This is a genomic window from Streptomyces sp. GS7 (assembly GCF_009834125.1).
Taxonomy (GTDB): domain Bacteria; phylum Actinomycetota; class Actinomycetes; order Streptomycetales; family Streptomycetaceae; genus Streptomyces.
In genome coordinates, this window is record NZ_CP047146.1 from 1,943,275 (window position 1) to 1,957,015 (window position 13,741).

The 13,741-nt window shown below is 67.5% G+C and carries 13 protein-coding genes; 4 read left to right on the plus strand and 9 right to left on the minus strand.

Annotation, left to right across the window (positions count from 1 at the left end; translation table 11 throughout):
* Positions 1-102: 102 nt before the first annotated feature.
* Positions 103-780: a hypothetical protein gene (locus GR130_RS08275; protein ID WP_159504101.1), complete on the minus strand. Its 678-nt coding sequence runs from the start codon at positions 778-780 to the stop codon at positions 103-105.
* Positions 781-913: 133 nt separating this feature from the next.
* A complete protein-coding gene (locus GR130_RS40375; RefSeq protein WP_236572939.1) occupies positions 914-2,179 on the minus strand; it encodes a hypothetical protein in 1,266 nt (421 codons plus the stop codon).
* Positions 2,180-2,451: 272 nt separating this feature from the next.
* On the opposite strand from GR130_RS40375, the gene GR130_RS08285 reads away from it, so the two are divergent.
* Positions 2,452-2,817, plus strand: coding sequence for a hypothetical protein (locus GR130_RS08285; RefSeq protein ID WP_159504102.1), 366 nt, complete (start codon positions 2,452-2,454; stop codon positions 2,815-2,817).
* On the opposite strand, the gene GR130_RS08290 is transcribed toward GR130_RS08285, so the two are convergent.
* From GR130_RS08290 to GR130_RS08310, 5 genes are all read right to left on the minus strand, one after another.
* The gene (locus tag GR130_RS08290; protein ID WP_159504103.1) at positions 2,780-3,205 is read right to left on the minus strand and encodes a transposase; all 426 of its coding nucleotides are present in this window, start codon (positions 3,203-3,205) and stop codon (positions 2,780-2,782) included. The genes GR130_RS08285 and GR130_RS08290 overlap by 38 nt on opposite strands.
* 319 nt (positions 3,206-3,524) lie before the next feature.
* Positions 3,525-4,451, minus strand: coding sequence for a COX15/CtaA family protein (locus GR130_RS08295; protein WP_236572940.1), 927 nt, complete (start codon positions 4,449-4,451; stop codon positions 3,525-3,527).
* A gap of 265 nt (positions 4,452-4,716) precedes the next feature.
* Positions 4,717-5,679, minus strand: coding sequence for a cytochrome d ubiquinol oxidase subunit II (locus GR130_RS08300; RefSeq protein ID WP_159504104.1), 963 nt, complete (start codon positions 5,677-5,679; stop codon positions 4,717-4,719).
* Entirely contained in the window at positions 5,655-6,989 is a 1,335-nt protein-coding gene (locus GR130_RS08305) for a cytochrome ubiquinol oxidase subunit I (protein ID WP_159504105.1), read from the minus strand. Before GR130_RS08305 ends, GR130_RS08300 begins: the two co-directional genes overlap by 25 nt.
* Positions 6,990-7,047: 58 nt before the next feature.
* Complete coding sequence (locus GR130_RS08310; protein ID WP_159504106.1) at positions 7,048-8,181, minus strand: questin oxidase family protein; 1,134 nt, start codon at positions 8,179-8,181, stop codon at positions 7,048-7,050.
* A gap of 62 nt (positions 8,182-8,243) precedes the next feature.
* On the opposite strand from GR130_RS08310, the gene GR130_RS08315 reads away from it, so the two are divergent.
* Positions 8,244-8,735 carry a MarR family winged helix-turn-helix transcriptional regulator gene (locus GR130_RS08315; protein ID WP_159504107.1) on the plus strand — a complete coding sequence of 164 codons (492 nt, stop codon included), beginning with the start codon at positions 8,244-8,246 and terminating at the stop codon, positions 8,733-8,735.
* Positions 8,736-8,805: 70 nt separating this feature from the next.
* Complete coding sequence (locus GR130_RS08320; protein WP_159509829.1) at positions 8,806-9,342, plus strand: GNAT family N-acetyltransferase; 537 nt, start codon at positions 8,806-8,808, stop codon at positions 9,340-9,342.
* Here GR130_RS08320 and GR130_RS08325 read toward each other — a convergent pair.
* A protein-coding gene (locus GR130_RS08325; protein ID WP_443043584.1) for an IS5 family transposase occupies positions 9,326-10,200 on the minus strand; the annotation gives its coding sequence in 2 pieces (ribosomal slippage) (positions 9,326-9,810 and positions 9,810-10,200; 876 coding nt in all). The genes GR130_RS08320 and GR130_RS08325 overlap by 17 nt on opposite strands.
* Before the next feature lie 186 nt (positions 10,201-10,386).
* Between GR130_RS08325 and GR130_RS08330 the strand changes: the two genes are divergently transcribed.
* Entirely contained in the window at positions 10,387-11,844 is a 1,458-nt protein-coding gene (locus GR130_RS08330; protein ID WP_159504108.1) for an NF041680 family putative transposase, read from the plus strand.
* 46 nt (positions 11,845-11,890) lie between these two features.
* On the opposite strand, the gene GR130_RS08335 is transcribed toward GR130_RS08330, so the two are convergent.
* Entirely contained in the window at positions 11,891-13,501 is a 1,611-nt protein-coding gene (locus tag GR130_RS08335) for an IS1182 family transposase (RefSeq protein WP_236573931.1), read from the minus strand.
* Positions 13,502-13,741: the final 240 nt, after the last annotated feature.

Below are 13,741 nucleotides of genomic sequence, written 5' to 3' on the forward strand. Positions count from 1 at the left end.
GGTCCTGGGAGTGAGCGGAGCGAGTGGTGGGGCGGGGCGCGTGGCGCTCTTCTGCTGGTCATCGGGGCAGCTCCTGTTCCGGAGGGAAGTCGGTGGTCGAGGTCATCGGATGCGTGGCGACCGGGGCGGCGGGGCGCTGACCGGTGGTGGTCCTGACGTACTGGCCGAGGGCGTCGTGCGCTGGGCGGCGGCCTGCGGGGAGGAAGCACGGGCGACGCGCTGCCGATCCGCCTCCGGACTCCGTGTGGCGGGCGGTGCGGTTTCCGCGACCGCGTCGGCACCGAGGACGTCGCTGAGCAGTTCCCTGGTCCGCAGGACGTTGACCATCTCGTGGTGCCGGGGATCGCTGAGTTCGACACGGCACGCGGCGATCCCGTCCTCGGCGATCTCCAACTGCTCCTGGGCGTCGCGGAGCATGCCGTGGGCGGCAGCCAGTCGTGTCCACGTCTCGAAGGTCGGGTTGTGGCGCGGGTCGTCGAAGTCCAGGCGGACGCGCGCCCAGTCGGCTGCTGCGGCGACGAGTTCGGTCAGCTGCGGCAGGGCCCCGACCAGGGCACCGTTGACCTCCTGGATGATTCCGGCGACCTCATCCGGAGGTGCGGTCTCGGTGAGCCGGGCGATCATCCCGGGGACGGAGTGCGGGTCGGCAGACGGATGGGGCAGATAGCGGACCTGCAGCGGCGTGTCGGAGCCGGACGCCTCGCCGCCGTTGGCGAGCCGGACGTTGTGCTGCATCGCGGCGCCGCCGGCCTCGCCGATGCTCGGGTAGAACTCGGGCACGGTTCCTCCTCGGTCGTTGTGCTGGACGTTGTGAGCTGGGTGGGGAGCACGGGGGAGCGCGTGCTCCCCACCCGGATGGACGGGCCGGCGCGCGGCAGGTTGGCGGAGAGAGAAAAGGCGGAGCGCATCGGGGTCACCGAGTCCGAGAGCCGGGGACCTGCGACGGACGTACGGCCGGGCCGACCTCCTGTGCCCCAGCGCCGAGCGCTGACGACGCCTTGGCCTTGGCCGACGCGGGCGACGTGGCGAGAGCCGCGATTCGGGAGCCGGGGAGCGCTGGGGACTGCGTCCGCACCTCCACCTGGTCCTGCCGCGAGTCGCCGACACGCTGCAATTCGGTTTCACCGACGAGTTCAGACTGCGCCGCGCAGACGAACTCCGCAGCGACGCCGAACCGGTCGGCGACCGCATACGCCTCGTCGTCGAGGTCGGATATCTGCTCGCCTGCCGCCTCCAGCGCTTCCCGGACACGTTCCAGTGCGCCTTGCTCGGGGTGGAGGAGGTGATCGACCGCCTGTAGGAGTTCGGCACCGTTCTCGACGGCCCTGATCTGGTCGGTGAGGCGCAGGATTTCAGCTCCGGCCGTGTAGGGCCCGAGGAGGTTTGCTGGGGCGGTCGACCTGTTGGTGTCGAGTGAGGGGTCGAGATCGACGGTGTAGCGGGCGGCGCGGAGCATCTCGGTTGCGTGGGTGGCGATGGCAGAACGGTCGGCGGTCGGGGTAGTGGTGGGAAGGCGGTGGCGTCGGCCGTACCAGTCCTGGATCTGCTGGAAACCGGCGTGCTTGAGGAGCGTGGCGGACAGGTCGTCGTTGGCGCCCTTCGCCGAGACGCTGCCGCTGGGCTCGGTGGTGATGATGATGGAGGGGGAAGGCACGAGGGTCTCCTGGGCACGGAAGGTCGGGTGGGGAGCTGAGGGAAGGTGGCCGAGGTCGGTCGCGATGCGCCGGCATTCCTGTTGCAGGCGGAAGGTGTCCCGGTAGGGGTTGTGGATGCCGCCGTCCTCGCGGACTCGGGTCGCCACGACGACCACCTGGCGGGCCTGGTTGCGCAGGGCGATCCACCGGCAAGCATCCGGATCGCCCGCCGGGGCGATCCCGGTCGCCGCGACCACCCGGCGGGCCACATTGGCCCACTGCACGTCGGTCAGGTCGGGATCGCGGGAGTCGGAGTGGACCGAGCAGAACCACACCGGCCGCTGCGGGGCCCTTTGCCCCAGTCGTTCGACGGGAGCGTCGAGCGGCTGGGCCAAATACGGCAGGGCGTCGTAGCGGGCGAGCATCTCGATCGGGGCACCGTGGCAGTCACCGTCGATCACGCGGGGGTCGACGTGCTCGCCCATCCCGAGCTGCCGGGTGAGCAGACCGATGGTGTGCTGGGTGCGCTGCAGGTACGCGATCACGACGTTGACCTCGTTGGAGAGTGGCGGCAACGGCCCTGGGGCTCGGGCTGTCAGGGGTTGAGGATCCGCAGATTTCGCGACTTGGCCCGGCCGGAGATGTCTGGTATACGCTGCGGTTTACCTGGCTCGTCGAGGCGAAGTTCGCGCAGGCGGAGCGGGCGAAGTAGGCGGCGTTGTGCAGCCGGGCCAGCGGCTGTCCTGGCGGATGACGGTGGCGACGATGTCGAGTCCGTTGGCTTGGGTGCGCAGGGCGGCCCACCCTTCGGGAAGCCGTGGGACGGCTCTTCACCGGACAGCCGACCCGCACCGACGGCAAGCTCACCAAGAACAACCTCTGGCGCGAGGCCGACGTCAACCGGACCACCATGAACCGCGCGCCGCGCGCCCTCGCCGAGTGGGACAGCCGCATCAGCCAAGGCCCGGCGAGCCAGCGCGACCAGAAGCAGACCGAGGAGATCACCCTCCCCCGCCGTCAGCTCAACAACTGCCACGAGCGACAGCGGCTCCAGGATCAGGTTGACGCCGCGGCCACCGTCATCGCCGTCCTGCTCGCCGAGAACACGGCTCTCCGCGAGCAGCTCACCAAACGGTCAGCGGTCCTCATCCCCCTCGACCGCGCACACGCCACACGCGAGTGATCACCCGTAGTCTGTTGTTGGCAACGCGCCACCCAGGTCGATGCCAGGGGCACCGCGGCAACGGCCGCCCCTGGTTAAGAAAATCCATGGGCGCGGTGATGGCGGAGTCGACCGACATGTCCCAGGTGACCAGCCCGGCGGCGTCGGCTCGGACCTGGAGCGTGGTCAAGATTGCGTACCAGACCCCGTCGAGCTGCCAGCGGCGATAGAGCCAGTACACGCACCGCCAGGGTCCGTAGTACGGCTGAACGTTCTGCCACGGCACCCCGGTCCGGGTGCGCCACCGAATCCCGTCGATCAGCCGCCGCTTGGTGTGCTTCGGTGGGCGACCAGGCCCTTTGCCGCGCGGCAACAGCGGCTTGAGCACCGCCCACTGGGCGTCAGTCAATTCGTGAAGGGCGAAAGCCGGTAGCGTCTCCTGGAGAGGTCCCTGGTACTGATTGGCGCCTACTCTCGCTGGATGAACTGGACCTGGGATACTGGGTCGTGGACCGACTCCGAAATGTCAGCCCAGGGGCGCGATCTCGAAGCAGTGTCGATTAGGAGGCACGACATGGCCAGGATCGCCTACGACGACCAGACCGCGGCAGCGTACAAGGATCCCAGCCTGCCTTCCTTTTCAAACGCACCCCGGTACTCCAGCTGCAGTTCACTGCACTCCAAAAGACGTCCCTGACCAGCGGCAATAGCGAACTGCAACTGGAGTTCTAAGCTGAATTGGAAGCCCGGATGGTGAGATGCACCTGCAGGGCGCCGGCCCACGCGAGGGTCGATCCGAAGAGGTGGAGCACCACGGCTAGTGTCGGCAAGCTCGTCAGTGACTGCACCATTCCGACAGCCCCCTGTGCCAGGACCACAGCGAGGAAGAAAACCGTCTTCTGGCGGGCCCGGCCAGGGTTGTCGTTGGGGAGGGCGGAGAGGATGAACCCGGCGATGCCGAGGGTCGCCACGGCTAGCGTTCCGTGAAGGCTTGTGATGAGCGACCAGTCGAAGGGCATGCGCTGTACACCGGAGGAGTCGCCCGCGTGCGGGCCGGACCCCGTGGCGAGCGTTCCCACCACGACCAGCAGGGCGGTCACGGCGAGCAGTACGGCCGAGGCGGCGCGGCAGCGCGGCGGCAGTGGCATCGACTCTCGCGGTTCCAATCTGGTTGGACCGTGGTTTCGGGCTCGCTCCCAGGTGATCACTGCGGTCGAGAGCAGCAGCATCGCGGCGAGAAAGTGCGCGGCGACGATGTACGGGCTCAGTCGCATCCACACGGTGATCCCGCCGACCACTGCGTTCAGGATGACGACCCAGAACTGTGCCCAAGAACCGCGAAGCACCGGAGGCATGGGATTCTTCTGTAGTCGGGCTGTGATGATGGCCCAGCCCACGACCACGCAGAGGACACCGGTGAAAAGCCGGTTGCTGAACTCGATCGCGCCGTGTAATCCCATCTGCGCGGTGGGGGCCAACGTGTCAGCCGTGCACATTGGCCAGTCTGGGCAGCCCAGTCCGGAGCCCGTAAGGCGGACGATGCCGCCAGTTACGACGATCGCGATGCTCGCCACGACCGATGCCAGCGACGCAAGTCGGACACTCTTCGGTTCGAGTGAGTATCTACCGGCAAGCCAGGAGAGCGGTGTCTGCATGATTGGCCTTCCCTGATTCGCTAGGTGACTCGGCGCGTCCACCGTGTGCCGCGTGTTCCCGGTGCGCCGGATGGGGCATCGCCAGCCGGAAAAGGGCGAGTTCGGCTGCAAGCCGATGGCGGAAGCCGGTGGCGTTGTGTCGTTGCGTTCCCCTCACCGCCGTGGAGTCAAGGCGGCGAACTGCGGTGGGGGCTATGAGGTCGTGGGTTGGGCGCATGGCGTTCGACTTCGTCAGCCATGCCCGCGAGCTGGAAGAGCATCGTTCTCATCGGAACACACGCCAGATCCATCTCTGCGCGAAGGCCACAGCGATCAGCGTGGGAAGTATGGTGACCGACAGCAGGGTGAGAGTGGTGGGGTCCGCGATGGTGTTGGAGAGCGTGAGCACACCCTCTCCGGAGCGGGTGGCCAGTGCCGTCGTCCCGTTGATGAGGCCGATCGCGGCGGGCAGCGCGACTAGCGGCACCGTGCCCTGCAGCAGGGCTCGGGTGGTGCGCCCGGCGGCGTGGTCGCGGGCGGAGCCGTACACAGCGATGGTGGAGAGGATCCCGCAGACAGCCAGGGCTGCCGGGGCGGGGCAGACGGTCAGGCCGATGACGGTGGTCAGTAGGATCAGCGCGATCAGCGGGTAAGTGAGCTGCCGGGTCAGGCGTCCCGTCCGTGCGGCCAGCGCGGTGCCGGCTGGCAGGTTGGGCGCGGCGAAAAGTGTGCCTTGACGCAGGCTTCCCACGGTGACAACAGCTGCGCAGGCGAGGGAGAACGGGTGCAGCAAGTCTTTGGCTGTGGCTACGGCGTGTCCGGTGCCGCTGGTGGAAAGGCCGCGTATCAGCGTCGCCAAAACCGCACCCCAGCTGGCCGCCAGGACCAGGCTGGTCGCTGGAATCACGGCATCCCAGGTTCGTCGCCAGCGCAGTCCCGGATGCATGGTGCGGAACCACAGACCTGCGTCGCGCAGGAACCAGGCACACAGCAGTACGACCACTGGAATCCGCAAGGCGTGGAGCAACTCCCCTTCCAGCAGCGGCAGTGCGCCGGACAGCAGGCCGATGAAGGCGACCAGCCAGACTTCGTTCGCGAGGAAGAGTGGTACGACGGTGCGGCGTAGCCGCTCGCGGTCCTGCTCCGTGCGGGCGAAGAGAAACAACATGCCGACCCCGAAGTCCAGGCATTCCAGGGCCAGATAGCCGGTGAAGAGCAGGCCGGTCAGGGCGTACCAGAAGATATCCACGGCAATCCTCCATCCTCTGTCCGTATGTCGAGTTCTCGCTGCTGGCCAGAGGTGTCGAGCGGGGGAAACGGGCGGGCGTCGCGGAGCGGTCCGCCTTCTGGGCCGATCCGGGCATAGCGGGCGATCAGTACCCAGTCGATGACGGCGAGTGTGACCAGAACGGCGGTGAAGGCGATGAATGAGGTGAGCATCCCGCCGAACGAGACATCGGACACGGCTTGCTGAACAGTGAGTTCACCCGTGACCATCCAGGGCTGACGTCCGACTTCTCGGGTGATCCATCCGCTGATCAACGCCAGGAAGGCAAAAGGCAGGAGGAATTGGGCGATTCTGAGGCGGATGCGCTTCTGGGACAGCGGGACCTTGTTGCCGAGTACCGCAGTGGCCGGAATCCAGGAGAGGAGCACCAGGAACACTCCGATGACCACCATGGTCATGGAAGCCCAGCCCAGCCAAGCGGGCGGCAGCCAGTCTCCGGAGCCGTACTTGGCTATCGAAGCGGACCGCACCTGGTCGAGTTCGCTGCCGGTCTCCCCCGAGATAACGGCGTACTTCTCGGGTTGATAGCCGCGCAGTGCGCCGAGATGTATGCCGCCCGCGATGGCGGTCACGAGTGCGCCGATGCCTGCGGCGAGGGAACCCTGCACCAGGGTGGGGCGGAAGAACTCGACATCGTGGTCTCGGAGAATGTGGTGCGCGCTGACCGCGGCGAGAAACATCCCGGCGAGTAGGGCCACCGCCGCCGCCACGTGGAACACGGCGTACCAGGTGGCTCCGTTGGAAAGAATGGCGAACCAGTCCGTGACCCGGGCCTCACCACCGCGCATTTCATAGCCGACGGGCTTCTGCATAAAGCCGTTCACCACCATGATCCAGCACGTGGAGGCGTACGCCGTGATGGCCACCAGCCAGATCAGTACGAGATGGGCACGGGCGGGTACCTTGTCAAATCCGAAAGCCCACAAACCGAGGAATGTCGACTCCAGGAAGAACGAGACGATGGCCTCCACAGCGATCGGCGCGCCGACGACATTGCCCATGACGTGCGAAAGGCCCGACCAGTTGAGCCCGAACTGGAATTCCTGGGTGAGGCCGCTGATGATGCCGAGTGCGTAGTTGATGACGTAGAGGCCGCCCCAAAAACGCACCCGCCGCATCCGTGTCGAGCGCAGCTCCCGGTCGCTTGTGCGCATCGCCCTGGTCTGCATAGCGGCGACGACCGTGACCAGCCCCAGGGTGAGGGCGACGAACAGGAAGTGCAGCGTTGCTGTGGTCGCGAACTGCAGTCGCGCGAGGTCGACTTCGTGCACGTCTTCAATGCTCCAAGAAGAGAAATGAGAGAGGCGGCTTCGGGTGGGCGGGGGGCTTTTAGGGGGTGTCGGGGCGTAGACCCCCGACACCGCCGCCGGCGTCCAGGGGAGTGATGCGCCGCTGTGCGGCGAACGCGGCGGCCAGGTAGCGGCGGTTGGGCCGCAGGGCGTACTCGCGCAGGCATGCCTCAGTGAATTTGATGACGTGTTCATCGCCGTGTTCGGCGGCCAGGGCACCCAGTTCGTACGTCGGGGGCAGGTCCTGGACCTCCGTCTGCCACGCCGCCGTGCATTCGTTGCGCCGGTCTACGGTGAAGGCCAGTAGGAACGCCGTCTGCACCTGCCAGAGTCGAGCCAGCGTCGGCTCGTGCAATTCGTGTGGCAGGTGTGGGAGTACAAGGCGGACGGCGGCGGGTGCGGTGACGCCGTGGATCAACGGAACCGGGTACACCTCGGGGTGACCGAGATAGACGTCGGCGAACCGCTCCGTCATCTCGCTCAGCAGCCGGGGCGCCTGTTCCGGGGCCAGGCACTCCAGCGACTCGCTGTAGCCGGGCAGTTCGGCGAGAGTATCCAGGCGATTGCGGGCGGTACCCGGTTCCAGTCCGCCGTCCAGCGCCACGCGGGGCAGCACGTCGACAGCAGTGGACAGGCGGTAAGGGCCCAGCAGTCGGGGGTGTCCGGGGAGCTCGGTGTAGCGGGCGGCCCAGTAGGCCAACCCACGTGCCAGCTCTACAAGTTGGAGCAGAGTTGGCTTGTCGGCAGCGGCGTACAGGCTGCGTACCGCGTGGGCGGTGCGTATGAGGCCGTGGGTGAGCCCAGCGAACAGGCCGGGGAGCAGGCGCGGCCACCAGCGGACAAGGACCTCGCGCCAGTGCGCCTCGGCCAGCTCACGGACGAAAAGCCGCTCCCAGTCCCCGGCACGACGGAACGCCCCGAGCGCGGGCCGCCAGGAGGAGTCGTCCGCGGGATCCAGGGCGAAGCGCGCGGCGGGCGGCTCATGATGCTCCATCGCGCGACGGTAGCGGCCCACCCACCGGACGACCTCGCTCTCCTGCCCGAGCAGAGCAAGCGCCTCCGCGCCCATCGGGCCGTGGTTGGCGAGGTCGACTCCCTGCCCGCGCTCATACCCGAGATCGGCCATCCGTTCCAAGGCGTCGTTGACCGCGTCGCTGTAGCTGATCGACCCCATGAGCGATTCACCCTTCGGGTTGCCTAATGGTTTGGATATCCAAAGCATATACACTCGCAAGTATGCACCACACCCACGAAGCCGGGAAGGCAGGCCGGACGCCGACCCCCGAAGAAGCCCAAGTCGTCGGCCTCGCGCCACTGCTGGAGCCCTACTTCCGTGGCGCAGTGGTCCGGGAACTCATGCCGGCGCCGCTGCGTGACGCGATGGAGACCCACCGATTGACGCCGCGCCACGGTGCCGTACTGCCCCAACTCCTTGCCGGACAGCCGCTGACCGTCGGCGAGATCGCCCGGCGGCTTCACGTGTCGCTGCCCACCGCCAGCGAGCTGGTCGGCGGCCTGAGCCGGGCAGGGATCGTGGAACGCACCGAAGACCCGTCGAACCGCCGCCGGATCTTGGTGTCACTGGCCGAGCAGTACCGCTCCCAGCTCGAAACGTTCGTCGTCCGGCGGGGCGAGCCGCTGCTCCGTGCCCTGGACGGGCTGTCACCGAGCGAGCGGGCGGGATTCCTGGCGGGACTGACGGCTTGGGTGCGCGAGGTGCAGAGCTAGGTCGTGTATCGAAAGTGCCTGGTGAGGATGGCGGAGGGCCCATTTTGTGATCCAGAATGATTGGATGGTCATGCTTGCGACTCCCCGTTTGATCCTGCGTCGCTGGCGTGAGGAAGACGTTGCGCCCATGGCTGCCATCAATGCCGACCCCGAGGTCATGCGGTGGATCCGTGACGGCAGCGTCCGTGACGAACAGCAGACTCGCGGCGGGGTCCAGGCATGGGAGAGCGAGTGGGAGTCACAGGGCTTCGGCCTGTTCGCCGTGGAGATCCGGTCCACTGGCGAGCTGGCCGGGTTCACCGGCCTTTCGGTGCCCGACTTCTTGCCGGAGGTACTGCCGGCGGTTGAGGTCGGCTGGCGGCTGGGACGTTCCCACTGGGGGCAGGGCTTGGCCACCGAGGCCGCTGCGGCCTCTGTACGGTTCGGGTTCGAAGAGCGAGGGCTGGAGCGGATCGTCAGCATCACTCAAGTGGGCAACGACGCCTCCGAGCGGATCATGACCAAACTGGGGATGCATCAGGTCCGTGAGACCGTCAATCCCACCGGCGGTCGGCGAGTCCGGGTGTTCGAGTTGTCGTCGGACCAGTACGTCACAACCACTCGTTGATGGCCGCTACGAGGACGGTAGCTTCGTAGCGGACCGCGAGCTTGTCGTAGCGAGTAGCCACGGCGCGGTGCCTTTTGAGGCGATTAATGCCGCACTCGAACGCGTGCCGAGCCTTGTAATCCTCGGCATCGAACTTGGGCGGCCGGCCGCCCCGCGAGCCGAGCTTCTTGCGGTTGCGAGCCTGGTCGGCCTTGTCCGGGATGGTGCAGCGGATCCCGCGCCGGCGCAGGTAGGCACGGTTCTTCCGGGACGCGTACGCCTTGTCGGCGCGGACCCGGTTGGGCCGGGTGCGCGGGCGACCGGAACCCGGGCGGGCCACGCAGACCTTCTTCAGGGCGGGTTCGAACTGCGGGGAGTCTCCTCGCTGTCCAGCTGTAATCACGATCGACATCGGCTTTTGCCCGTGCTCAACAGCCAGGTGCAGCTTGGTGGTCAGGCCGCCACGCGAGCGGCCGAGCCCGTGGTCGTCCGGCTCGGCGGTGACGCCGCCGGGCGGCTCCTTCTGCAGGTCCCCCTTTTCCGCGCCCCGGCGGCGTGCTGGTGGGCCCGGCACACGGTGGAGTCGATGTTGAGGTCCCAGGTGATGAGCTCCCTGGCGTCGGCCCGGGCCTGCAGTTCGGCGAAGATCCGCTGCCAGGTGCCGTCCCGCTGCCAGCGCCGGAACAGGTCGTACCCCCGGGCCCAGGGCCCGTACCACTCCGGCACATCCCGCCACGGGACACCAGTGCGGGTGCGAAACCGTATGCCGTCGATCAGCTGGCTCCTGGTCCATATCGGCGGACGGCCCGGCTCGTGGCCCCTGGGCAACAGCGGCTCCAGGCGGGCCCACTGCGCATCCGTCAGATCTCCACGTGCCACGAAGCAGGATCATCCCACCCCAAGATCCACTTCCGATACACGCCCTAGCTTGTTTTTTAAGATCCAGTCTCGAATGTGCTTCGAACTTGATCAGCGTTTTCGCAGTTCAGCGGACGTGAAGGCGGCCTTCGGCTGATCATGTGCTCCGACCAAGGAACGCACACACTCAGCACGAAGGCCGTAAGGATGAGTCTGTCGCATCACGCCGTTGAACATGGGCAGTTCACAGAACTGTCACGCTTCCGAGGCGAGTTCTACTCCTGTCTGACCAGGCGTGCGGACGCACAGTTCGAGTTGGCCGATGCCGTGCTGAGTGCGGACGGCCCGGTCCGTTCTCTGGTTGAGTTGTCGCTGGTGGGGGAACATCGCCGCGGGCACGGTGGCCTCTACGACGCCTTGGCCGCCGGCCGGATGGACATCGGCCGGCTGCGGCGGGCAGTGGCCGCAGTACCTCTGCCACGGGCTGCGGACGGCCGGCTGGTGCTGGCCGCCGACATCACCTGCTGGCTGCGGCCCAACGCACACACCTCACCGCAGCGGATCCTGTGCCACACCTACGGCCGCGGCAAAGACCAGCACATTCCCGTTCCGGGTTGGCCGTACTCGGTGATCTGCGCGCTGGAGACGGGCCGCAGCTCGTGGACCGCGCCACTGGACGCGCTCCGACTGGCACCGGGCGACGACGACGCCACCGTCACCGCCAGACAGATGCGCGAGTTGGTCGGCCGGCTGATGGAGGCAGGGCAGTGGAAAGGCGGCGACCCCGAGATCCTCATCGTCGTGGATGCCGGATACGACGTGCCCCGCCTGGCATTCCTGCTCAAGGATCTGCCGGTGCAGGTGCTGGGCCGGATGCGTTCGGACCGCGTCCTGCGTCGTGCCGCCCCACCGCGAAAGCCCCATACGATAGGCCGCCCGCCGCGTCACGGCGGCGAGTTCGCCTTCGGCGACCAGTCCACCTGGGACATCCCAAACGCGCAGACCGTCACGCAGACCCGTCTGTACGGCACCGCCACCGCCCAGGCATGGGACCGTCTCCACCCACGGCTGACACACCGTTCCGCCTGGGTCGCCGAACTGGGAACCCTCCCGGTCATCGAGGGAACTGTGATCCACCTGCAGGTCGAGCACCTGCCCAGCGGCGCCATCCCGAAACCGGTGTGGCTGTGGTGGTCGGGCACCGACGCCACCCCCACTCAGGTCGACCTGCTCTGGCAGACCTTCCTGCGACGCTTCGACATCGAGCACACCTTTCGGCTGTTCAAACAGACCCTCGGCTGGACCCGCCCCAAGATCCGCACCCCCGAAGCCGCCGACCGGTGGACCTGGCTCATCCTCGCCGCATACACCCAACTCCGCCTTGCCCGGCCACTGGCGGCCGACCTGCGGCGGCCCTGGGAACGACCAGCAGAGCCCTACAAACTCACCCCTGCCCGAGTCCGCCGCGACTTCAGGCACCTCCGCCCGAAGACCCTCTGCCCCGCCGAAGCACCGAAACCCTCCCGCCCCGGCCCAGGCCGACCACCCGGCCGCAAGAACACCCACCCCACACCCCGCCACGACGTCCACACAGTCCGCAAAACAGACAAAACGAAACGACGAACGAAGAAATCAACAACCCCACGACCCCGCCGCAAAGGTTAAAGATCAAGCTAGCTTGACTCTGTCGGGGATCTTGGGGTGGTCGAGCTCAGCTGCCGAGGGTTCGCCAGGACTTGGGCCGGGGGATCTCGTTCTGGTCCAGGAAGGTCTGGAAGGCGGTCGGCGGTCGCGGTGAGGGGGTTTCCTCGTCCGGTGGCAGGCTGCTGAGGCGTTCGATGTTCACGGCGATTGCTGTGAACACGTGTTGCAGGTGGGCTTTCGGCTGTCCTCGGTAGCGGCAGTGGCGCATGCCGTGTCCGTGGGCGAACTCGTTGATGGTGCCTTCCACTCCGGAGCGGACCGCGTACCGGGCCTGCCAGTTGGGTGTCTGCTGCTCGGTGCGGACGCGGACGTGCAGGTCGCGGAGTTCTCGCGGGGGAAAGCCCACGTTCCGGGCGCTCTCGCGGGAGTTGGTGCACCGGGGGCGGTCCGGACACGGCTGACACTGGCTCTTGGTGAACCGCGCCACGATCAGGGGTGCCGCGGTGGGCGAGGAGGTCGGGTAGGGGCCGTGCCAGCCCTGGCTGACCTGGCCTCGGGGGCAGGTGACCTGTCGGCGGTCGAAGTCGATGTGGAAGTCGTCCCGGTCGAAGCCTTCGTTTTTGCGGTGCTGGCGGGTGGGGTTGCCCGGCAGCGGCCCGCTGACAGTGACCTGTTGTTCGCGCTCGGCTCGTTCCAGATGGACCAGAGAGGTGTAGCCGCCGTCGACCAGGTGCTCGGCAGGCAGCAGAGCGCGACGCGCCAGACGAGTGTGGATGCCGGGCAGGGCCTGGGCGTCGTTCGTGGCGGCCGATGTGGTGGCCACGTCCGTGATCACGTTGACGCTGTCGGAGGCACACGTCTCGGTGACATGCGCGGCGAACCCCTTCCAGCTGATGATGTGCCCATGGCGGACGTAGCGCGCCGTGGTGTCGTAGGGGGAGACGATCGCCAAGGAGGAAGGCGGCAGCCCGCCGTCGTCGGCGGTGCGCCAGCGCAGGCGGCCTGCCGCGTCGCGGTAGTAGTTCTGCACGACGATCTGGCGCAGTGCCTCGGCCTGTGGGCCGGGCCGGTAACCCGCCCAGTGCCGGTGGAGGCGCTCCAGCAGCCGGCAGGCGTCGTCGCCGGCGGCGAGGATCCTGGTCTTGGGCCGGGTGGGGTTCTTGCCCAGACGGACCGGACGGCCGTAGCGACGCCCCCAGTCCTCGTCGACCAGGCCGGTCAACAGGTGCGAAGCGGTGCGGGCCACTTCTTCCAGCACGGCACGGACGGCCTCGGTGACCAGTTCCAGCCGGGTCAGGTCGCGCACTGCGGCCAGGACGTGGGTGGAGTCGGTGCGCTGCGTGGTGCGCTCGCGCACGAGTCCGGCCTCCTTCAGACGGGCGAGCGCGAGGTCGAGGAGGCGGTCGGCGCGGTCGTCCTGGGCGAGGCGCTCGCGGAAGTCGGCCAGCACGCTGTGGTGGAAGCCCGGATCGTCCAGCTCCAGGCACAGCGCGTATTTGAAGTCGATGCGGCAGCAGACCGCTTCGGCCGCCTGACGGTCCGACAGATCGAGCAGGAACTGCAGGACACAGACGGTGGCCAGCTGGGCGGGCGAGAGCCCGGGACGGCCGTCGCGCGGGTACCAGTCGGCGAAGTCCTCGTCACACCACAGCCCGTCCAGCCGGTCTCTCACCCACATCGCCGTCGTACCGCCCGGGTTGCTCGCCCGCGCGATCTGCGCGGTCAGAGACGGGACTTGCTCACCGGAACGGGGACGGAGCGACAACAGACACCTCGACAACTGCATCGGTCTTCAGAACGCTCCGAGAATGCACGCTGATCATGCTGCCGCACCTGGAAACTACAAGATCCCCGACAGAGTCAAGCTAGTGCCGCATTAGGCAACGTTCGCCCCCTGTCGGAGGTCCTGCCTGTCGAC